The organism is Buchnera aphidicola (Microlophium carnosum) (assembly GCA_011752475.1).
GTDB classification, from domain to species: domain Bacteria; phylum Pseudomonadota; class Gammaproteobacteria; order Enterobacterales; family Enterobacteriaceae; genus Buchnera; species Buchnera aphidicola_BG.
The window spans coordinates 100,129-120,917 of the sequence record CP048747.1; the positions used below are offsets into that span (position 1 = coordinate 100,129).

Sequence of the window (20,789 nt, forward strand, 5' to 3'; positions counted from 1 at the left end):
TATGTTTTATATAGGAGGAAATATATCATGATTTTTTTTTTCTAAATCTTTATCTGTATAAGGAATACTATATTCTTCTTTTTTATCGGGAATGCTGATCCCCTTTGGAACGATTAATTTTTTAAATTGATTTTTTGTATTGTAAAAATCAAAATCATCATTTTTTTTAAAATCTTTTAATGTGCAAGATGTTATTAAAAATATATTTAATATTTGAAATATTATTGTTTTTTTAAAAAATGTTCTATAATATTTTAAGATTAGCATATTGAATGGCTTTTTCAAGTTGAAAACGTGTAGAATCTAAAATAGGAGTCATGGGTAAACGAAGTGTATCATAATTTATTAATCCTGTTCTTTTAGCTAGCCATTTTATAGGGATGGGATTAGGTTCTATAAAAAGTGCTTCATGTAATAACATTAAACGATTATTTAGAGATCTAGCTTTAATAAAATCTCCTTTTAATGCATATGAGCAAATTTTCATCATTTCTTTTGCAGCAACATTTGCTGTAACTGATATTACACCGTGACCGCCTAATTGTATAAAATCTAAAGCTGTTGCATCATCTCCGCTAATTAATAAGAAATCACTTGGAACTAATGCTTTTATTTTGTTAATTCTAGATAAATCTCCAGTTGCTTCTTTAATTCCTATTATATTTTTTAATTGAGCTAATTTTGCAACTGTTTCTGGAAGTAAATCACATCCTGTACGACTAGGCACATTATATAAAATTTGTGGTAATTCAGTATTTTCTGAAATGGCTTTAAAATGTTGATATAATCCTTCTTGAGTAGGTTTATTATAATATGGAGTAACAGTTAAACAACCTGAAATACCAGATTTTTCAAATCTGTTTGTTAAAGATATAGCTTCTGTTGTAGCATTTGCTCCTGTACCTGCAATAATTGGAATACGGTTGTCTGCCAATTCTAAAGTCAGCATAACAATATTTATATGTTCTTCTTGACTCAGTGTTGCGGATTCTCCAGTAGTTCCAATAGAAACAATAGCTGTAGTTTTATTAGTAATATGATAATTTATTAGTTTTTTTAAACTTGAATGACAAATCCGACCTTTTTCATCCATGGGTGTAATTAGTGCAACAATACTTCCTTTAAACATTATTGGCCCTCCTCCATAAAAAATATTTTATGGGATTTTTGACACATTTAAAAATAAAGTATATAGAAATTATGAGTATTATGTTTTTAAAATATAATTTTATTTTAAATATAAAAATATTAGATAATACGATTTATATTATAAAGTATTAATTATTTAATATAATAAAAAATATTTTTTATTTTAATTTATATTTGATATACTTATCTTTATGTATTAAATGTATATTTTTTAGTTGTTTAGCAATCAAAAAAAAATTCATATATAAAAGTATATTGTTTAAATAAAAAATAAAGATAATAGTTAGTTGTTTTGGGTTATAAATATGATAATATCGAGCACTATTATGGTGGAATTTATTTTATTTAATTAGATCAGAAAAATAGTAAAAACTAATAAATGAGTTAGAATAGAAAAATAACTTTTTTTGATACATCCATGACTTTGATTTGTATAATACAAGATTTTAATATGCTAGACAACAGCGAATTTTTTAAAAAATATAGCATATTAATAAATTAATTTTTACTACTAATAAACTCTTATTATTTCACACAAAAAATTAAAATTTTTTTTTTAAAAAAACAATTTTTTTATAAAAATTTAGTATTTAGAAAGATAAGTATAACAATTTTTATTGTACTCTTTTTAAATTGGTTGTATTTTATAAGTAAAAATACTTAAACGATTTGAATATAAGACTCAATATCAAAAAACTTATTCTATTTAAAATATAAAGTATAGCGATATTAATTTTTGAAAGAATTTATAATGTTTTTATATAATTATACTACTAAATAAATATTTACTTAGTAGTATTTATATATTTTAAAAAAAATTATTTTCCATTACATTGTGCACGAAATCTTAATAAATGATCCATTAATACAATTGCTACCATTGCTTCAGTTATTGGAACAGCACGTAATCCTACACATGGATCATGTCTACCTTTAGTGATGATTTGAACTGTTTCGTTATTTTGATTAATTGTATTTCCTACTTTTCGAATGCTTGATGTAGGTTTAAATGCTACTTTTAATAAAATATGTTCACCATTACTAATACCACCTAAAATGCCACCAGAACGATTAGTTAAAAATCCTTTTGGTGTAATTTCATCACGATGTGTACTTCCTGTTTGAGTTACGACTGAAAATCCATCTCCGATTTCTATTCCTTTAACTGCATTAATACTCATTAAGGCATGTGCTAAATCAGCATCAAGACGATCAAAAACTGGTTCTCCTAATCCTATAGGAATATTTTCAGCAATAATTGTTATTTCGGCTCCAATCGAATCACCTATTTTTTTTAAATTTTTAATTGAAGTTTCAAGTTCTGAAATTTTTTCAGTATCAGCACAGAAAAAAGGATTTTTTTCTACTTCTTCCCAAGATTTCAAAGAACATTTAATATTTCCCATTGCTGATAAATATGCTCTTACTTTTACTCCATATTTATTTTTAAGATATTTTTTTGCGATAGCACCTGCTGCAACACGCATAGTAGTTTCGCGAGCAGAAGATCTTCCACCTCCACGATAATCTCTAATTCCATATTTTTTTTCATAAGTATAATCAGCATGTCCTGGTCGGAATATATTTTTGATATCATTATAATCTTGAGAACGTTGATCACTATTATAAATAATTAAACCGATACTAGTACCAGTTGTAAGTCCATTAAATATACCAGAAAGTATATGAATTTTGTCAGGTTCACATCGTGGAGTTGTGTAACGAGAAGTTCCTGGTCGTCTCCGATTTAAATCATATTGTAAATCTTTACAAGATAATTCTAGACCTGGTGGTGTCCCATCAACTACACATCCTAATGCTTCTCCGTGTGATTCACCAAAAGTAGTTACACAAAATATTTTACCGATTGTATTTCCAGACATTTTTATTTTTCTATAATTGTTAAAATATAATAATATAACTATACAGAATAAATAAAAAAAAATGATTCTTTATTTCTTGAAAAATTAAAATTATTTTTTTTAAAAATATCAATTATTGAAAATAGCTTATTTACTATATAGTCTGCTAATAATATTTTTTTATTTGTTGTTTTTACAAAAACTAAATTATATAATTAATAAAAAATACGTAAATCATTATAAAAATTACAAGTAAATTGTATATGTATTTAAAATTTTCAATTAATATTATTGGTAAAAAATAATTATGAATAAAAATAGACGACATGCTATTAATTCGAATATTTTATTTCGTAAATGGTTAAATGGTACTCGTGAGATAGTACAAGACACTATTTTTCATTCTCGAGTTCATAAAAAAAATAATACTAATACGGTATCTCAGCGAATTTTTTTAGAGAAAAATGCTCATACACATTATTTTTCTGATAAAAATAAAAAAGATTTATTTCAAGATAATCCCGTTTCTTATGTTCGTCATCAAAGTTTATACAATATATTAAAAAATATAAAAAAAGGAAAATATGAACCAGATATATTTCTTGATTTACATGGATTAACACAATATCAAGCACAACAAGCATTAGCTGAATTAATCACAATATGTCAAAAAGAAAAAATTTTTTGTGCTCATATTATGCATGGACATGGTAAACATATTTTAAAAAAACAAATGCCTTTTTGGCTATCTCAACATCCAGATATCATAGCTTTCCATGAAGCTCCTAAATTTTTTGGAAGCGATGCTGCAATCATAGTTATAATTGAAGTTAATTTTTAAAGAAAAAAATACAAATATTTTAACTAATAAATTAAATAATTTTATATCAAAGATATAAAAATAAAATTTTTATTTTTTAATACAATTCTAATTTTTTAATTTTAAATTAATTATTAATCACTTTAAATTTCATTAATCATGTTTTTCAATGTAAATAAAATTTTTTAAATTCAATTAAAATCGTATTATTATCTTTTTAAATATCAAAAAGTATTTTAATAAAAGTGTGTAAAACAAAACTAGTATCAATAATTTTTATATGAACATTATTCGCGTTGTTAAAATTATTTAATTATTATGTTTTTTCATATTATAGAGAAATATTTTTTTTAAAAACCCTTATTTATTTGGGTTTTTTTATTTTTGAAAAAAAATAAAAGTTATAATTTTTTTTGTTTAATATAAAGAATTTTAAAGGATTTCAAATATGTTTGACAATAATCGTATACGTATAGCGATGCAAAAAACTGGTCGTTTAAGCAACGATTCTATAAGACTATTAACATGTTGTGGTATTAGAATTAATTTAAAACAACAAAAGCTAATAGCTTTTGCTGAAAACATGCCGATTGATGTTATGTTAGTCCGTGATGATGATATTCCTGGGTTAGTAATGGATGGTGTTGTAGATTTAGGAATAGTCGGAGAAAATGTTCTTGAAGAAGAGTTATTAAAACGAACGTCGCAAAAACTAGAATATTCTTATGTTACTTTAAGACGACTTGATTTTGGAGTGTGTAGATTATCTTTAGCTTTACCAGTAAATACTACATACTCTAGTATAAAATGCTTAAAAAACATTAGAATTGCTACTTCATATCCTTATTTGTTAAAAAAATATTTAGATCAAAAAAATGTCTCATTTAAATTATGCATGTTAAATGGATCAGTAGAAGTTGCACCTAGAGCTGGTTTAGCAGATGCTATTTGTGATTTAGTTTCTACAGGAGCCACATTAGAAGCTAATGGTTTACGTGAAGTACAAATAGTTTATCATTCTCATGCATGTCTTATTTCTAAGACTGGAAACATTAATGCTATAAAAAAAGAAGTTATTAGTAAATTAATGACTCGTATTAAAGGTGTGATTAAAGCTCGTGAATCCAAATATATCATGTTGCATGCTCCTGTAAAAAAATTGGAAGAAGTAATATCTTTACTACATGGAGCAGAAAAACCGACTATTCTAAAATTAGCAGGGGATAATGATCGAGTAGCCATGCATATGGTAAGCAGTGAAACACTATTTTGGGAAACAATGGAAAAATTAAAATTATTAGGAGCTAGTTCAATTTTAGTTTTACCAATTGAAAAAATGATGGAGTAAAAACTATAATGAAATATTTTAACAATTTAATTTATTGGAATAAATTAAATTCTAATGAACAAAAAAAAATATTATCAAGACCTTTTTTTAAAAAAAGCAATACTATTAAAAAAACTGTTACAGAAATTATAGAAAACATTAAAACGTTAGGTGATCAAGCATTAAAAAAATATACCTTTTTATTTGACAAATGTGATTTAAATCAATTTCAAATTTCAGAAAAAAAAATTTCTTCCGCTTCATCTTACCTAAGTGATATTTTAAAAACCTCTATTTTAATTGCAAAAAAAAACATTACTTTGTTTCATAAAGCTCAAATTTCATCAACAGTAGATATTGAAACAGAAATTGGAGTGCGTTGTCAGCAAATTAATCTACCTTTAAATTCGATAGGTATTTATATACCTGGTGGAACTGCACCTTTTTTTTCAACTGTATTAATGTTAGCGATACCTGCAAAAATTGCTGGTTGTAAAGAAGTTGTTCTTTGTTCGCCTCCTCCGATTAGCAACGAAATTCTCTATACAGCTGATATTTGCGGGATTAAAAAAATTTTTCAAGTTGGTGGAGCGCAAGCTATAGCAGCTCTTTCTTTAGGAACTGAGACTATTCCTAAAGTAGACAAGATTTTTGGTCCAGGAAATGCTTATGTTACAGAAGCAAAATTACAAGTTAATTCTATTGCTGATGGAACTGCAATAGATATGTTAGCAGGACCTTCAGAACTATTAATAATTGCTGATTATAGTGCTAATGCAGATTTTTTGGCCGCTGATTTATTGTCTCAAGCTGAACACGGTATATCCTCGCAAGTTATTTTACTAACATCATGTGTTGAATTAGCAAAAAATGTAATTTATTCTCTTAATAAACAATTAAACAATTTATCTAGATTATCAGAAATTTTAATAGCATTAAAAAATAGTACGATTATTATTACTGAAAATTTATCAGAATGTATTAAAATATCTAATTTATATGCGCCTGAACATTTAATCATTCAAACAAAATCACCTAGAGAGGTGCTTAATTATATCTCTAATGCTAGTTCTATTTTTTTAGGTTTATGGTCTCCTGAATCTGCAGGTGACTATGCGTCTGGAACAAATCATGTTCTACCAACATATGGAAAATCTGTTACTAATTCTGCTTTAGGATTATCTGATTTTCAAAAACGCATATTAGTGCAAGAGTTAACACCACAAGGATTGATCAAATTATCTAATACTCTTGAAATTTTATCTTCTGCAGAAAAACTTGAAGCACATAAAAATGCTGTAAAAATTCGAATAGATTTTTTAAAGAGAAAAATATGACAGATAATATTCTAAAATTAGCTAGAACTAATATACAAGATTTAATACCTTATCAATCTGCAAGACGTATAGGAGGTGAGCATGGTAACGTATTATTAAACGCTAATGAATCACCTGTACCTGTTTTTTTTGAATTAAAAAAAAGATCATTTAATCGCTATCCAGAATGTCAACCGAATAATTTAATAGTTTCTTATGCTAATTATGTTAATTTATCTTATGATCAAATTTTAGTTACAAGAGGTGCTGATGAAGGAATTGAATTGTTAATTAAAGCTTTTTGTGAACCAGGAAAAGATGCAATTATTTATTGTCCTCCCACTTATGATATGTATCGAATAAATGCAAAAATAGCTGGTATAGAAATAAAAGAAATTCCTACCATTAAAAATACTTGGCAATTAGATTTGCCAAAAATTGCGTTAAATTTAAGCAGAGTAAAATTAGTGTATATTTGTAATCCTAATAATCCCACTGCAAATATTTTTTTAAAAGAAGATCTAATATTCTTACTAAATATAACTTTAGGTCGATCTTTAGTTGTTATCGATGAAGCTTATATTGAATTTTCTCCAAAAGAAAGTATGACAAATGACTTAAAAAAATATCCAAACTTAGTTATTCTACGAACATTGTCCAAGGCTTTTTCTTTAGCTGGGATAAGATGTGGTTTTACTTTAGCAAAAAAAGAAATTATTAAAATTTTAAATAAAGTTATCAGTCCTTATCCGATATCAATACCTGTTGCTGATATAGCGGTGAAATCTTTAGAAACACATTATATTAAATTAATGCAAAGCAGAGTATTAGATTCAAACAATAATCGTATTTGGTTAATTAATCAATTACAAAATATTTCTTGTGTAGAAAAAGTATTTGAAAGCCATACAAATTATGTATTAGTAAAATTTTTTATGTTTAAAAAAGTTTTTAAAACTTTATGGAATCAAGGAATAATTTTAAGAAATCAAAATGAGAAAGTTAATATAAAAAAATGTATAAGAATTTCAATAGGAACACGTTTAGAATCTTCACGTTTAATTGAAGAGCTTAAAATTTTTTCTAAAAAACATATTTTTCAAGGTGATATGAGTGAAAAATAAAATATTATTTATTGATCGAGATGGGACATTAATTGATGAACCTATTAATACTTACCAGATAGATTCAATAAGTAAATTAATATTTAAAAAAAATGTCATTTCTTCATTGCGTAAATTAATAAAACTTGGTTATAAATTAATTATGGTGACTAACCAAGATGGTCTTGGTACTAAAAATTTTCCTCTTGAAAATTTTAATGTACCTCATATTTTTATGTTGAAAATTTTTCGTTCAGAAGGAGTGATATTCGATGATATATTAATTTGCCCTCATTTTTTAGATGATCATTGTGAATGTCGTAAACCTAAAATAAATATGATAAAACCATGGTTAAATAAAATAGATTTGAAAAGTAGCTACGTTATTGGTGACCGAAGTACAGATATAGAACTATCAAAAAATCTTCGAATCAAAGGCATTCAATATCAAGAAAACATATGTGGTTGGGTTGATATTGAAAAATATATTATAAAACATAACAGATATTCTAGAATTATTAGAAAAACAAAAGAAACTACAGTTCATGTTGACGTTTGGTTAGATCTAGAAGAAACAAGTAAAATTGATACTGGTATAAAGTTTTTTGATCATATGTTAGAACAATTAGCAGTACATAGTGGTATTTGTATGAATGTTTCTACACAAGGCGATCTTCATATTGATGATCATCATACAATAGAAGATACAGGTATTGTATTAGGGGAAGCGTTATTACAAGCTTTAGGAAAAAAAAATGGTTTGTGTAGATTCGGTTTTTACTTACCTATGGACGAAAGTAAATCTAATTGTATTATGGATATATCAAATCGTCCATACCTAAATTTTAAAGCCAATTTTAACTATAAAATGGTTGGTGATCTTAGTACTGATATGGTTGAACATTTTTTTTATTCCCTTTGTTATTCTATGAAAATCACACTTCATTTATATGCTGAAGGAAAAAATGATCACCATTGTATTGAAAGTTTATTTAAGGTTTTTGGTCGTACGTTACGTCAAGCTATTAAGCTAGAAGGCAATGTGTTACCTACTTCAAAAGGGATTTTATGATGAACATAGTAATAGTAGATACTGGTTGTGCGAATTTAACATCGATAAAAGTAGCAATTAAAAATTTAGGGTATGATCCTATAATAACTTCAGCACCATCTATTATCTCACAATCTAAAAAGATTTTTTTACCTGGAGTAGGAACTGCTTCTTCAGCAATGAATTTTTTATTTCAAAAAAATATAGTTAGTATTATTCAAAAATTCAAACAACCAATATTAGGAATATGTCTTGGCATGCAATTGTTTTGTGATTTTAGTGAAGAATGTAATGGTGTAAAAACACTTGGAATCATTAAATCGTCTGCATTACGTTTAAAAACTAATCATTTACCATTACCTCATATTGGTTGGAACCAAATTATATTTCATACAGAGCATCCTTTATTTAAAAAAATACCAAATCACTCGAGATTTTATTTCGTTCATAGTTATATAGTTCCTATCAATAAATACACATTGTCTACAACTAATTATGGTCTAGATTTTAGTTCAGTTATACAAAAAAATAATTTTTTTGGAGTTCAATTTCATCCAGAAAAATCTGGAAATATAGGTTCGCAATTGTTAAAAAATTTTTTGGAGATGTAAATTAATGATTATTCCAGCATTTGACTTAATCGATGGTAGAGCAGTACGTTTATATCAAGGTAATTATTTAAATAAAAAAAATTACGATATAAATTTACTTTCTCATTTAGAAGAATATAAATTAAAAAATGTTAAAATTGTTCACTTAGTAGATTTAGACGGAGCAAAAGACAGCAATAATAGACAAATAGCATTATTGAAAAAAGTTTTATCTTGTACTGCTATTCCTATACAAATAGGTGGCGGGGTAAGAACTACCAAAGATATAAGTACGCTTCTTAGTTTAGGAGCTAAAAGAGTAGTGATTGGTTCTTCTGTTATAGATAATACAAACAAAGTAAAAGAATGGTTAAAAATTTATGGTTCAGATTCAATTGTTTTAGCATTAGACGTAAACATTAATAGTCATAATGAAAAAGAAATATATATTAATGGTTGGCAAAAAAGAACTAATTTGATGCTTGAGGAAGTCATTGAATATTTTTTACCGAGTGGTTTAAAACATGTATTATGTACAGATATATCTAAAGATGGAACATTACTAGGACCAAATTTTAATTTATATAAAGAAATTACTAATTCTTTTAAAAGTATACATTTTCAAGCATCTGGTGGGGTATCTACCTTACAAGATATTATTTCTTTAAAACAAACTGGAATTAAAAGTATTATTATTGGCCGTAGTTTATTAGAAAAAAAATTTACGATAGAAGAGGTTTTAAAATGTTGGCAAAGCGAATCATAGCATGTCTTGATGTTAATAACGGTGTAGTAGTAAAAGGGATCAAATTTCAAAATCATAAGATTGTAGGTGATATTTTGCCATTATCTAAACGTTACACAAAAGAAGGTATAGATGAATTAGTATTTTATGATATAACTGCTTCAACAAGAAATAAATTAGTTAATAAAATCTGGATAAAAAATATTGCTAAAATAATAAATATTCCATTTTGTGTAGCTGGAGGAATTAAAAGTGTAGAAGACGCAGGAAGCATTTTATCTAGTGGTGCAGATAAAATATCGATTAATTCTGCAGCATTAATGGATCCTGATTTAATTACTAAAATTTCAGAACGTTTTGGCGTACAGTGTACGGTAGTTGGTATTGATTCTTGGTTTGATAAAGAAAAAAATTCTTATATGGTACAGCAATATACAGGAGATATCAGAAAAACTTATCAAACTTGTTGGAAAACATCTGATTGGGTAAAAAAAGTTCAAGAAAAAGGTGCTGGTGAAATCGTTTTAAATGTAATGAATAAAGATGGATTGCAACAAGGATACGATCTTTCGCATCTAAGCGAAATAAGAGAAATATGTAAAGTTCCCTTAGTTGCATCAGGAGGTGCAGGAAATATAACACATTTTTATGAAGCATTACATTATTCTAACGTAGATGGAGTATTAGCGGCATCTGTTTTCCACAGAAATATAGTAGATATACGCACTTTAAAAAATTTTTTAATTGCACGGGGAATGGAGATTAGAGAATGTTAAGAACAAGTAATTTAGTAAATCTTAATTGGAAAAAAACTAATGGCATGATTCCTGCAATCATACAAGATTATTCTTCGAATGAAATTTTAATGCATGGATACATGAATAAAGAAGCTTTATTAAAAACCCAAAAAGATGGTTTAGTGACATTTTATTCTCGTACTAAGAATTGTTTATGGACTAAAGGAGAAACATCAGGAAATTATTTACAAGTAATTGAAATTAGTACGGATTGTGATCATGATGCATTGTTAATTTTAGTTACTCCCCAAGGGAAGACATGTCATTTAGGAAATACGAGTTGTTTTATTTTAAAGGAAAATAATATAAATTTTTTATTTCGATTAGAAAAAATTATAGAGGATAGAAAAAATAAATTTTCTACTCATTCATATACGTCTAGTTTATATGAATCGGGAACAAGTCGTATAGCCCAAAAAGTAGGTGAAGAGGCTGTAGAAACAATATTAGCCGCCATGAAGAAAGATTCAAATGAATTAATCAATGAATCTTCAGATCTAATTTATCATCTTATTGTATTATTGCATGATCAAAATTTAAATTTAAATATAGTTCTTGATAATTTGAAAAAAAGAAGAAAAAAAAAATTACATATTAATCTTTAGAAAATTAAATGTATAATATTAAAAAATATTAATAAAAACAGATCTATGACATTTCAATTTCAAAAATAAATTTCAATAATATAAAACACATATATATTATGTGTGATTATACGTAAACATCTCCATTTTTAAAAAATTTCTTAGATATTATATGAGTAAATTTTTCTTTTTTTACAAAATCAAATATTAATATAATTTTTGCAAAGTTTTTATCTGTATTTTAAATTAATAAAAATACTTTTTTCATATTTTATTTTAAATTAATGAAAAATTGAAAATATTTGTAATATCATTTATTGTGTAAGAAATTAAATGAAATGTAATAATTTTTAACAATGATGATTTAATATTTATTTAGCATATTGTAATTGGAGAAAGAAATGTCACAACAACAAATTGGTGTTGTAGGAATGGCAGTTATGGGACGAAATTTAGCATTAAATATTGAGAGTAAAAATTATACTGTATCTATATTTAATCGAACAAGTTCAATCACAAAAGAAATAATAAATCAACATAAGAAGAAGAATATTTTTCCATATTTTTCTATTGAAGATTTTATTAATTCACTTATGAAACCAAGATGTATTTTATTAATGGTTCAATCTGGAAGAGCCACTGATGAGACTATTAAACTAATTATACCCTATTTAGAAAAAGAAGATATATTAATTGATGCAGGTAACACTTTTTATAAAGATACTATTCGAAGAAGTGAAGAATTATCTAAATACGGCATTAATTTTATTGGAATGGGAGTATCTGGAGGTGAATTAGGAGCATTACATGGTCCATCTATTATGCCAGGAGGACAAAGAACAGCATATAATCTTGTATTTCCTATATTACAAAAAATATCCGCAAAATTTAAAGGTGATTCATGTGTAAGTTATATTGGTCCAAATGGTTCAGGTCATTATGTAAAAATGATACATAATGGTATTGAATATGGTGATATGCAATTAATTTCAGAGTCATATTTTTTATTAAAAAGTTTATTAAATCTAAGTAATGAAGAATTATCATCTATATTTTCTGAATGGAATAAAGGTGAACTCAATAGTTATTTAATTGAAATAACAAAAAATATTTTTATTAAAAAAGATCATAATGGAAAATATTTAATAGATATTATTTTAGATGTAGCTGAAGATAAAGGTACGGGTAAATGGATCAGCAAAAATGCTTTAGAATTACGAGAACCTCTTTCATTAATTACTGAATCTGTTTTTTCACGTTATTTGTCTTCTCTAAAACAACAACGTATCGCTGCATCAAAAATATTGAAAGGACCTAATATACAAGCATCGATTAAAGATAAAAATAGTTTCATTGAAGAAGTTAGACGAGCTTTGTATTTAGGGAAAATAATTTCTTATGCTCAAGGTTTTTCTCAATTAAAAAAAGCTTCAGAAAAATATAATTGGAGTTTACAATATGGAGAAATTGCTAAGATTTTTAGAGCTGGATGTATTATACGAGCCAATTTTTTAGAAAAAATAACAGAAGAATATTCGCAAAATAAAAACATAATGAATTTATTATTAACTCCTTATTTTTCAAAAGTAGCTAATGAATACGAAAGATCATTACGTAAAATTGTTATTTATGGGGTAAAATATGGTGTTGCTATTCCAACTTTTTCTGCAGCAATATCTTATTATGATAGTTATAGAACAATAGATTTGCCAGCTAATCTTATCCAGGCTCAAAGAGATTATTTTGGTTCACATACTTATCAAAGAATAGATAAAACTGGTTACTTTCATACGAATTGGTCTGAATAAAAAATAATACTAGAATAGTTGATATTTATATATGTATCTATCATGTTTCTTATATCATGGATATTATCTTATAGTTAAAAACTAAAATAGCAGAATATATTAAAAAATATCTCTGCTATTCGATTCTATTTATTACTTGTTATATTTTTTATCGATGTTATAACATATTTTTTTTAATGACATTAATTATATTACAGGAATAAAAATGCGTTTATGTGATAAAGATATTGAAGAATGGTTGAAAAGAAAAGAATTAATTATAGAACCTTATCCTGAAAAAAAATTAATTAATGGAATCACTGTTGACATACATCTGAGTAATAAATTTCGTTTTTTTTATGAACATACTAGCTCTTGTATTGATTTAAGTAATTCTAAAATAAATAAAGCGTCAGAATTAAGAGAAATTATGAGTCATGAAATAATTTTTTCTAAAGAAAAACCATTGTTTTTACAACCGAGATCTTTAGTATTATCTTCTACTTTTGAAAATATTAAAATTCCAAATAATTTAGTTGGTTGGCTAGATGGACGTTCTTCTTTAGCTCGTCTAGGACTAATGATTCATGCTACTGCACATCGGATTGATCCAGGATGGAAGGGTAATATTGTTCTAGAAATGTTTAATGCAGGAAAATTAACATTAGTATTATGTCCTCAAATGAAGATTGCCGCACTTAGTTTTGAAGTTTTATCTCAACCAGTATTACGTCCTTATAATTTAAGACAAGAAGCTAAATATAAAATTCAAAATGGAGTGGTTCCTAGTCGTATTGATAAAGAATAAAACTTTTTATAAAAAATATCATCTATATTTTAATTTCTTAGTTGTTTTATAAATTAATTATTAATAAAATTATTGATTTAAACTAGTAATAGTTTGTAATTATTTTTTTACATCATATTTTTCATTTAAAAAAATATAATATTATGACAAGTGTACTTAGAAAAATTTTAGTTACCTGTGCTTTACCTTATGCAAATGGTTCGATTCATATTGGACATATGTTGGAACATATTCAAGCAGATATTTGGGTGCGTTATCATAGAATGCGTGGTCATGAAGTATGGTTTGTTTCCGCTGATGATGCACACGGTACTGCGATAATGTTAAAATCTAAAGATTTGGGAATATCTTCTAATGAACTGATTAAAAATATTAGAAAAGAACATCAAATAGATTTTTTAAATTTTAAAATTTCACATGATAATTATTATTCAACTCATAGTGTAGAAAATTTATATTTATTAAGAAAAATTTTTACATGTTTGAATAAACAAGGTTTAATTAAAGAAAAACAAATCTCTCAATTGTATGATGATGAAAAGAAAATTTTTCTTCCAGATCGATTTATCAAAGGTACATGTCCGATTTGTAGATCCAAACATCAATATGGTGATAATTGTGAAATATGTAGTTCAACTTATGAACCTATAGATTTAATTAATCCAATATCTGTGATTTCAGGAACAAAACCTATTTTAAAAAATACAAAACATTTATATTTTGATTTGCCTTTCTTTAGTGATATGCTGAAAATATGGATACATTCTGGTGTTTTAGAAAATTCAGTAATTAAAAAGACAGAAGAATGGTTTAAAGTAGGTTTAAAATCATGGTGTATTTCTCGAGATGCACCTTATTTTGGATTTAAAATTCCTAAATATCTTAATAAATATTTTTATGTTTGGCTTGATGCTCCTATTGGTTATATTAGTACATTCAAAAATCTTTGTTTTAAAAATAAAAAATTAAATTTTCATGAATTGTGGAATGAAAAATCTAGTTATGAACTATACCATTTCATTGGAAAAGATATTATTTATTTTCATACTTTATTTTGGCCTGCAATATTAGAAGCTTTTTCTTTTAGAAAACCTAATAAAATTTTTGTTCATGGTTATCTTACGATAAACGGATTGAAATTATCAAAATCACGAGGTGCTTTAATTAAAGCTAGAGATTGGATTAAATGTTTTGATTCAGATAGTTTACGTTATTATTATGCAAGCAAGTCATCTAATAAAATTCACGATATTGAAATTAATTTAGAAGATTTTGTTTGTAAAATAAATAGTGATATTGTAAATAAATTAGTTAATTTAGCCTCAAGAAATGCTAGTTTTATTAATAAATATTTTAATGGATATTTATCCAGTACATTAAGTGACATGAAACTATATCAATATTTTGTTAATGCAAGCAGTAATATTGAAAGTTTCTTAGAAAATCGTGAATTTAATTTTGTTGTAAGAGAATCGATGAGATTATTAGATGTAGCTAATCAATATATTAATAAAAAAAAACCATGGAAAATTGAACGAACAGAAAAAAATATTATTGAATTACAAAAAATTTGTACAATGGGTATCAATTTATTTAGAATTGTTATGATTTTTTTAAAACCAATTATACCTGATTTAGCAATGAAAACAGAATCTTTTTTACTATCAAAATTAACTTGGAACGATATTAAAAATCCACTATTATCTCACCAAATTAATGAATTTATACCTTTATATAAAAGAATTAGTATTAAAAAAATTTTGGAATTAATTAAATTAAGTCAAGAGTAATAAATTTTTTATTAAAATACATAATAGTTGCATTTAATAAAAATTTTAATAAAACGAAAATAAGTTATTATTATCTAATTTTAAATTATTTCGCCAAGATATTGTCCAGGTGTTTCTTTTTTTATTTTTTATATTAATAACAAATATTCCTATAGCGCTAATAAAGTTATTGTTATAAAACAGAAGTGGAATTTGGTTACGTAACCAGGGAGGAATATTTTTTTCTTGCCAAATTTTTTTTATTTTTCTTTTTTTATTTCTTCCTAATATTAGAATGTCTCCTTCATATTGAAAACGAATATTAATTAATTCATTATTTTCAGGTGCAGGGAGTATCATGCCATTATTATCTTTTATTAATTCTCCTAAATTATTAGGCAGTGTCAATTTTTTATTTTTGTTATGCCAAAACAATAAAGTATTTTTAATATTAGATTGTGTTTTTATAAAGTATAATGATTTCTTATAACGTCTAATTTCATGTTTTTCTAAAATTATTTTAGGATCTGCGTCTATTCGACTAAAAATCATTTGATGATAAATACATTGTATATTTTTATAAGATGGCATTTTTATTTTTTTTAACGAGATCCAATATCTAATTAATGCTGTACATATTTCTTTTTTTATACTTTTAAAATTTTCAATATTTAAAGAATCATCAAATTTTATAAATACATGAATTTTTTCATGAAGAAAGTAATTTAGTAATATAGTTTCTTGTTGGCATATATTTGTTGTACGGAAACAATTTTTGATAAAGTAAGGCCATCTTTTTTCTAATATAGGAATAATTTTATTTCGTATAAAATTACGATCATAATCAATATTAAAATTGCTAAAATCTTCAATCCAATGTAAATTTTTTTTTTTAGCCCATAATTTTAATTCTTTTTTTGTTTTTTTTAGAAAAGGACGAACTATTTTTTTTGTTCCAAATGAAGTTTCAAAAGACATACTAGAAAGTCCAGTAGGACCACTTCCTCTTTTTAAAGATAAAATTAATGTTTCGCATTGATCATTCATATGATGACCAGTGAGTAATATTTCATTAGTACATAAATGATTGTATATAATATTATATCGTTTTATTCTTAATCTTTCTTCAAGATTATTTGTGTCTTTTGCAATGTTAATATTTTCAACAATTAAAGGTATATGATTGGTATCGCAAATTTTTTTACAATGTTCTGTCCATTGTTTTGAAATTAAAGTAAGATTGTGATTAATATGAATGGCGCGTATTGTAATACGATTTTTTTTTTTATTTCTAACAACTGATAAAGAAGCACTGTAGAATCTAATCCGCCACTATAAGCTATTAAAAATGATTTTTTTTTATATTTTTTAATAATTTTTTCGATCAAATAAACATTACCTATAAATTTATATTTTTTAATACGTTCGAGTGGACTTGAACCACCAACTTCTACCATGTCATGGTAGCGCTCTAACCAATTGAGCTACGAACGTAAACATTAAAAAAAATTTTTCTTATTTTGTTTTACAATGTCAATTGTATATTATTAATATAACATAAAAATACTTTTTTTTAAAATTTAAAATTAATAAAAATTTTTTGTTTTTTATATTAGAAGTATATACATATAAATTAAAAAATATTATTTTTAAGGAGATATTATGTTTACAGGTATCATAAATGGAATTGCGAGTATTGTTTCTATAGATAAAAAAAAAAATTATAGCTATACAGTTAAGATGCCATCTATTTTATCTAAAAATTTAAAGTTAGGTGAGTCAATATCACATAATGGATGTTGTTTAACTGTAAGATTAATTAATAATTCTTATATAACATGTGATGTTGTAGAAGAAACATTAAAAATTACTAATTTAGGAATATTAGAAATTGGAGATGATATTAATATTGAGAGATCAGCAAAATATGGTGATGAAATTGGTGGTCATATTATTTCTGGTCATATTATGAATACTGCTGAGATTTCTAAAATAGTAAAGTCACATGATACTTGTATTATATGGTTAAAAATGAAAAATAAATTATTAATGAAGTATATTTTTTGCAAAGGATTTATTTGTGTTGATGGGATTAGTCTTACTGTTAGTGATATTATTAATAATGAATTTTGTGTAAATATTATACCTCATACTTTTTCATCTACTACTATAAAAAATAAAAGTCATGGTAGTATTGTGAATATTGAAATTGATTTTTATACTCAAACAATCGTAGATACTACTGAACGATTAATAAATAAACGTATTTAATATATTTCGTAATTTTATATGAATAATAATGTACAATGATTTGATGATTAAGAATAAAATTCATATACTTAATTGTAGGAATTATAAATGAAACATTATATTTTATTTTTTATTTCTAACATATTAATTGAAAATTTTATTTTAGTGAAATTTCTTGGTTTATGTCCTTTTTTAGGAGCTTCAAGTAAAATTAACACTGCATTTGGAATGAGTTTTGCAACGACTTTTGTTGTACTTATATCTTCAATATTATTATGGTGTGTTAATTTTTTTATTTTATTACCTCTTGATTTAGTTTATTTAAGAATTATAGCGTATATGTTGATTATTTCAGTTAGCGTTCAATTCTTAGAAATAGTATTGCGTAATACTAGTCCTATTTTGTATCGTTTACTTGGAATTTTCCTTCCATTAATTACGACTAATTGTGCAGTTTTAGCTATTCCATTATTTAGTTTATATTTACATCATACATTTTTAGAATGTATATTTTATGGAATAAGTGCATCATTAGGATTTACTTTAGTTATGATTATTTTTGCTTGCATTCGTGAACGTATAATATTATCTGATATTCCCTTACCATTTCAAGGTGCTCCTATTATTTTAATCACTGTAAGTTTAATATCTATTACATTTATGGGTTTCAAAGGTTTAATAAAATTTTAATTATGTTAATACTTATTATTTTTGGTATTTTATCTTTTCTATTAGGTATTGTATTAAGCTTTGCCTCTTATAAGTTTCAATTACAAAAAGATCCTGCTATAGAAATAGTTAATACATTATTACCTCAAAGTCAATGTGCTCAATGCGGATATTCTGGATGTTATCCTTACGCAAAAGCAATCGTTAAAAATTCTGAAAAAATTAATAAATGTATTCCTGGTGGTACTGATCTTGTGTTAGAAATAGCTAATGTATTGAACCTAGAAAACCCTCAAGAGAATTTAATTGTTAATAACAATCAAAAACAAAAATATACTACTGTACAGATTGATGAAAAAAACTGTGTTGGATGTTCAAAATGCGCTATTTTTTGTCCAGTAGATGCCATAGTTGGAGCTCCTAATTTTATGCATACAGTACTGGAAGAATTTTGTACTGGTTGTAATATTTGTTTATCACATTGTCCTACTAATTGTATTAAAATAAAAAAAGAGACGTATGAATAATATAAAATTAATCATAAAAAATTTTTTAAAAAAAATTTTTTCTATAAGATTCTGGGAAAAATTATTGTTTTTTGTTTTCAATATAAAAAAAAATATAATTTTAAGGGTGGATTAAAATATTCTTTTAAAAAAAAACAATCTAGTAATTTATCATTAAAATCTTTACCTCTTCCTGATAAATTTTCTGTTCTTATAAAAAATAATTGTTGTGATACAACATTGCGTGTCAAATTACACGAAAAAGTTTTACGTGGGCAACCTTTAGTTTTTGGTAATATTGTTAATGTTCCTGTTCATGCGCCAACTTCAGGTGTGATAGAGAATATTCATTTTGATTCGCATCCTGTTGAAAAATATAAAAACAGTATAAGGATTATAATTTCTTCTGATTATTTAGATAAATGGATTAGATTAAAAAAGATCAAAAATTATAAAGAATATACTCCTGAAAAATTAATTAAAATAATTTATCAATCGGGTATTGTTGGTCTTGGAGGAGGTCAATTTTCTTCTGCAAAAAAATTAATGTTAAGTCTTAACAAAACACATACTTTAATTGTAAATGCTGTAGAAAGTGAACCTTATATAACAGCAGATAATTGTTTAATCTATAATCATATAGATGAAATTTTAATAGGATGCAAGATTATTTGTTGGATAACTAAAATTAAAATAGTTTTGATTGCTATTCAAGAAGATAGCATTCAATCAATTTTAAAAATTTATAATTTTATTAAAAATGAATCATTATTTAAAATTCGCATTATTAAAAAGAAATATCCTGGAGGTAGTAGTAAAGTACTGATTAAATCCTTAACAGGAAAAGAAATACCTCATAAAAAACATTCTATAGATATCGGATATCTTATTTTTAATGTTGCTACAATATTTTCTATAAAAAAAGCAATTGTTAATGGAGAACCATTAACAGAACGTGTTATAACTTTTTTAGGAGATAAAAATTTTTTATCTGGTAATTTCTGGGTCAGAATTGGTACTCCGATAAAGTATTTCTTAACTAAAAATACACTGAATAAACATTTTCTTGAATCTGTATATTTAGGCGGACCATTTATGGGAAAAAGAATTGATAATATCAATTATTCTATATTAAAGAAGACAAATTGTATTTTCATTAAATCGACAAAAGAAGAATATAAAAATATTCCTGAACAGATTTGTATTCGCTGTAGTTATTGTTCACATGTATGTCCTGTAAATTTACTTCCCCAACAACTTTATTGGTATAGTAAAACAAATAATCATGAACAAACAAAAAAACACTATATTTTAGATTGTATTGAATGTAAAGCGTGTGAAAAGGTATGTCCGAGTCATATTCCACTAGTAAAATATTTTAAAAAAGAGAAAACAATTTTAAAGACTATTAAATTAGAGAATGATCGTAAAAAAATATCATTAATTCGATTTAAAAAACGAGAAAAACGATTGTTAGATAATAAAAGAATAAGTAACATGGATCACAAAAATGATATTTTAGTAAAACACAGTAATTTATTTTTGATGCGACAAAAAGATGAAAAAAGTAATAATATAAAAAAAGATATGCGAAAAAAAATAATTCAAGATGCAATAGAACGTATGCAATCTAAAAAATAAATTTTTATATTAGTA

At 25.1% G+C, this 20,789-nt stretch carries 19 protein-coding genes, 1 tRNA gene and 1 pseudogene; 16 read left to right on the forward strand and 5 right to left on the reverse strand.

The window, feature by feature from the left end; genetic code table 11:
- Positions 1–6 precede the first annotated feature (6 nt).
- From G4A98_00470 to aroC, 3 genes are all read right to left on the reverse strand, one after another.
- On the reverse strand, positions 7–267 hold the full coding sequence (locus G4A98_00470; GenBank protein QIQ41707.1) for a hypothetical protein: 261 nt from the start codon (positions 265–267) through the stop codon (positions 7–9).
- Complete coding sequence (gene dapA / locus G4A98_00475; protein ID QIQ41708.1) at positions 245–1,129, reverse strand: 4-hydroxy-tetrahydrodipicolinate synthase; 885 nt, start codon at positions 1,127–1,129, stop codon at positions 245–247. The genes G4A98_00470 and dapA overlap by 23 nt, the downstream gene beginning before the upstream one ends.
- Before the next feature lie 838 nt (positions 1,130–1,967).
- Positions 1,968–3,032, reverse strand: a complete 1,065-nt coding sequence (gene aroC, locus G4A98_00480; protein ID QIQ41709.1) for a chorismate synthase — start codon at positions 3,030–3,032, stop codon at positions 1,968–1,970.
- 286 nt (positions 3,033–3,318) lie between these two features.
- Between aroC and smrB the strand changes: the two genes are divergently transcribed.
- The 12 genes from smrB (at position 3,319) to G4A98_00540 (ending at position 15,729) form a co-directional block, all read left to right on the forward strand.
- Positions 3,319–3,852 carry an endonuclease SmrB gene (gene smrB / locus G4A98_00485; GenBank protein QIQ41710.1) on the forward strand — a complete coding sequence of 178 codons (534 nt, stop codon included), beginning with the start codon at positions 3,319–3,321 and terminating at the stop codon, positions 3,850–3,852.
- A gap of 427 nt (positions 3,853–4,279) precedes the next feature.
- Entirely contained in the window at positions 4,280–5,179 is a 900-nt protein-coding gene (gene hisG / locus G4A98_00490) for an ATP phosphoribosyltransferase (protein ID QIQ41711.1), read from the forward strand.
- A gap of 8 nt (positions 5,180–5,187) precedes the next feature.
- Positions 5,188–6,495, forward strand: a complete 1,308-nt coding sequence (gene hisD / locus G4A98_00495) for a histidinol dehydrogenase (GenBank protein ID QIQ41712.1) — start codon at positions 5,188–5,190, stop codon at positions 6,493–6,495.
- The gene (hisC, locus tag G4A98_00500) at positions 6,492–7,598 is read left to right on the forward strand and encodes a histidinol-phosphate transaminase (protein QIQ41713.1); all 1,107 of its coding nucleotides are present in this window, start codon (positions 6,492–6,494) and stop codon (positions 7,596–7,598) included. The genes hisD and hisC overlap by 4 nt, the downstream gene beginning before the upstream one ends.
- A complete protein-coding gene (gene hisB, locus G4A98_00505) occupies positions 7,588–8,649 on the forward strand; it encodes a bifunctional histidinol-phosphatase/imidazoleglycerol-phosphate dehydratase HisB (GenBank protein ID QIQ41714.1) in 1,062 nt (353 codons plus the stop codon). Before hisC ends, hisB begins: the two co-directional genes overlap by 11 nt.
- Positions 8,649–9,239, forward strand: coding sequence for an imidazole glycerol phosphate synthase subunit HisH (gene hisH / locus G4A98_00510; GenBank protein QIQ42157.1), 591 nt, complete (start codon positions 8,649–8,651; stop codon positions 9,237–9,239). Before hisB ends, hisH begins: the two co-directional genes overlap by 1 nt.
- Positions 9,240–9,243: 4 nt before the next feature.
- Positions 9,244–9,984, forward strand: a complete 741-nt coding sequence (gene hisA, locus G4A98_00515; protein QIQ41715.1) for a 1-(5-phosphoribosyl)-5-[(5-phosphoribosylamino)methylideneamino]imidazole-4-carboxamide isomerase — start codon at positions 9,244–9,246, stop codon at positions 9,982–9,984.
- Positions 9,963–10,739: an imidazole glycerol phosphate synthase subunit HisF gene (hisF, locus tag G4A98_00520; protein QIQ41716.1), complete on the forward strand. Its 777-nt coding sequence runs from the start codon at positions 9,963–9,965 to the stop codon at positions 10,737–10,739. The genes hisA and hisF overlap by 22 nt, the downstream gene beginning before the upstream one ends.
- Positions 10,733–11,365, forward strand: a complete 633-nt coding sequence (locus G4A98_00525) for a bifunctional phosphoribosyl-AMP cyclohydrolase/phosphoribosyl-ATP diphosphatase HisIE (protein QIQ41717.1) — start codon at positions 10,733–10,735, stop codon at positions 11,363–11,365. Before hisF ends, G4A98_00525 begins: the two co-directional genes overlap by 7 nt.
- Before the next feature lie 380 nt (positions 11,366–11,745).
- Positions 11,746–13,152, forward strand: coding sequence for an NADP-dependent phosphogluconate dehydrogenase (gene gndA / locus G4A98_00530; GenBank protein ID QIQ41718.1), 1,407 nt, complete (start codon positions 11,746–11,748; stop codon positions 13,150–13,152).
- A 205-nt stretch (positions 13,153–13,357) separates the two neighbouring features.
- The gene (dcd, locus tag G4A98_00535) at positions 13,358–13,939 is read left to right on the forward strand and encodes a dCTP deaminase (GenBank protein ID QIQ41719.1); all 582 of its coding nucleotides are present in this window, start codon (positions 13,358–13,360) and stop codon (positions 13,937–13,939) included.
- A gap of 143 nt (positions 13,940–14,082) precedes the next feature.
- Positions 14,083–15,729 (forward strand): methionine--tRNA ligase, encoded by a 1,647-nt coding sequence (locus G4A98_00540; protein QIQ41720.1) that lies wholly within the window; start codon positions 14,083–14,085, stop codon positions 15,727–15,729.
- A gap of 45 nt (positions 15,730–15,774) precedes the next feature.
- Here G4A98_00540 and tilS read toward each other — a convergent pair.
- Both tilS and G4A98_00550 read right to left on the reverse strand, forming a co-directional pair.
- Positions 15,775–17,096: pseudogene (gene tilS, locus G4A98_00545) on the reverse strand (tRNA lysidine(34) synthetase TilS).
- A 32-nt stretch (positions 17,097–17,128) separates the two neighbouring features.
- A tRNA-Val gene (locus G4A98_00550) sits at positions 17,129–17,202 on the reverse strand.
- A 168-nt stretch (positions 17,203–17,370) separates the two neighbouring features.
- Between G4A98_00550 and G4A98_00555 the strand changes: the two genes are divergently transcribed.
- From G4A98_00555 to rsxC, 4 genes are all read left to right on the forward strand, one after another.
- Entirely contained in the window at positions 17,371–17,979 is a 609-nt protein-coding gene (locus G4A98_00555) for a riboflavin synthase subunit alpha (GenBank protein ID QIQ41721.1), read from the forward strand.
- Between the two features lie 87 nt (positions 17,980–18,066).
- The gene (gene rsxA, locus G4A98_00560) at positions 18,067–18,648 is read left to right on the forward strand and encodes an electron transport complex subunit RsxA (protein QIQ41722.1); all 582 of its coding nucleotides are present in this window, start codon (positions 18,067–18,069) and stop codon (positions 18,646–18,648) included.
- Between the two features lie 2 nt (positions 18,649–18,650).
- Positions 18,651–19,154, forward strand: coding sequence for an RnfABCDGE type electron transport complex subunit B (locus tag G4A98_00565; protein ID QIQ41723.1), 504 nt, complete (start codon positions 18,651–18,653; stop codon positions 19,152–19,154).
- A 63-nt stretch (positions 19,155–19,217) separates the two neighbouring features.
- Positions 19,218–20,774, forward strand: a complete 1,557-nt coding sequence (gene rsxC, locus G4A98_00570; protein QIQ42158.1) for an electron transport complex subunit RsxC — start codon at positions 19,218–19,220, stop codon at positions 20,772–20,774.
- The last annotated feature ends 15 nt before the right edge of the window (positions 20,775–20,789 follow it).

Excerpts from the sequence above, each read along its gene's own strand:
- gndA (QIQ41718.1), top strand. The coding sequence starts at position 11,746 with ATGTCACAACAACAAATTGGTGTTGTAGGAATGGCAGTTATGGGACGA.
- hisG (QIQ41711.1), top strand. The coding sequence starts at position 4,280 with ATGTTTGACAATAATCGTATACGTATAGCGATGCAAAAAACTGGTCGT.
- G4A98_00565 (QIQ41723.1), top strand. The coding sequence starts at position 18,651 with ATGTTAATACTTATTATTTTTGGTATTTTATCTTTTCTATTAGGTATT.
- hisC (QIQ41713.1), top strand. The coding sequence starts at position 6,492 with ATGACAGATAATATTCTAAAATTAGCTAGAACTAATATACAAGATTTA.
- dcd (QIQ41719.1), top strand. The coding sequence starts at position 13,358 with ATGCGTTTATGTGATAAAGATATTGAAGAATGGTTGAAAAGAAAAGAA.
- dapA (QIQ41708.1), bottom strand. The coding sequence starts at position 1,129 with ATGTTTAAAGGAAGTATTGTTGCACTAATTACACCCATGGATGAAAAA.
- hisF (QIQ41716.1), top strand. The coding sequence starts at position 9,963 with ATGTTGGCAAAGCGAATCATAGCATGTCTTGATGTTAATAACGGTGTA.
- aroC (QIQ41709.1), bottom strand. The coding sequence starts at position 3,032 with ATGTCTGGAAATACAATCGGTAAAATATTTTGTGTAACTACTTTTGGT.
- G4A98_00525 (QIQ41717.1), top strand. The coding sequence starts at position 10,733 with ATGTTAAGAACAAGTAATTTAGTAAATCTTAATTGGAAAAAAACTAAT.
- rsxA (QIQ41722.1), top strand. The coding sequence starts at position 18,067 with ATGAAACATTATATTTTATTTTTTATTTCTAACATATTAATTGAAAAT.
- smrB (QIQ41710.1), top strand. The coding sequence starts at position 3,319 with ATGAATAAAAATAGACGACATGCTATTAATTCGAATATTTTATTTCGT.
- hisA (QIQ41715.1), top strand. The coding sequence starts at position 9,244 with ATGATTATTCCAGCATTTGACTTAATCGATGGTAGAGCAGTACGTTTA.
- G4A98_00555 (QIQ41721.1), top strand. The coding sequence starts at position 17,371 with ATGTTTACAGGTATCATAAATGGAATTGCGAGTATTGTTTCTATAGAT.
- G4A98_00540 (QIQ41720.1), top strand. The coding sequence starts at position 14,083 with ATGACAAGTGTACTTAGAAAAATTTTAGTTACCTGTGCTTTACCTTAT.
- hisH (QIQ42157.1), top strand. The coding sequence starts at position 8,649 with ATGAACATAGTAATAGTAGATACTGGTTGTGCGAATTTAACATCGATA.
- hisD (QIQ41712.1), top strand. The coding sequence starts at position 5,188 with ATGAAATATTTTAACAATTTAATTTATTGGAATAAATTAAATTCTAAT.
- G4A98_00470 (QIQ41707.1), bottom strand. The coding sequence starts at position 267 with ATGCTAATCTTAAAATATTATAGAACATTTTTTAAAAAAACAATAATA.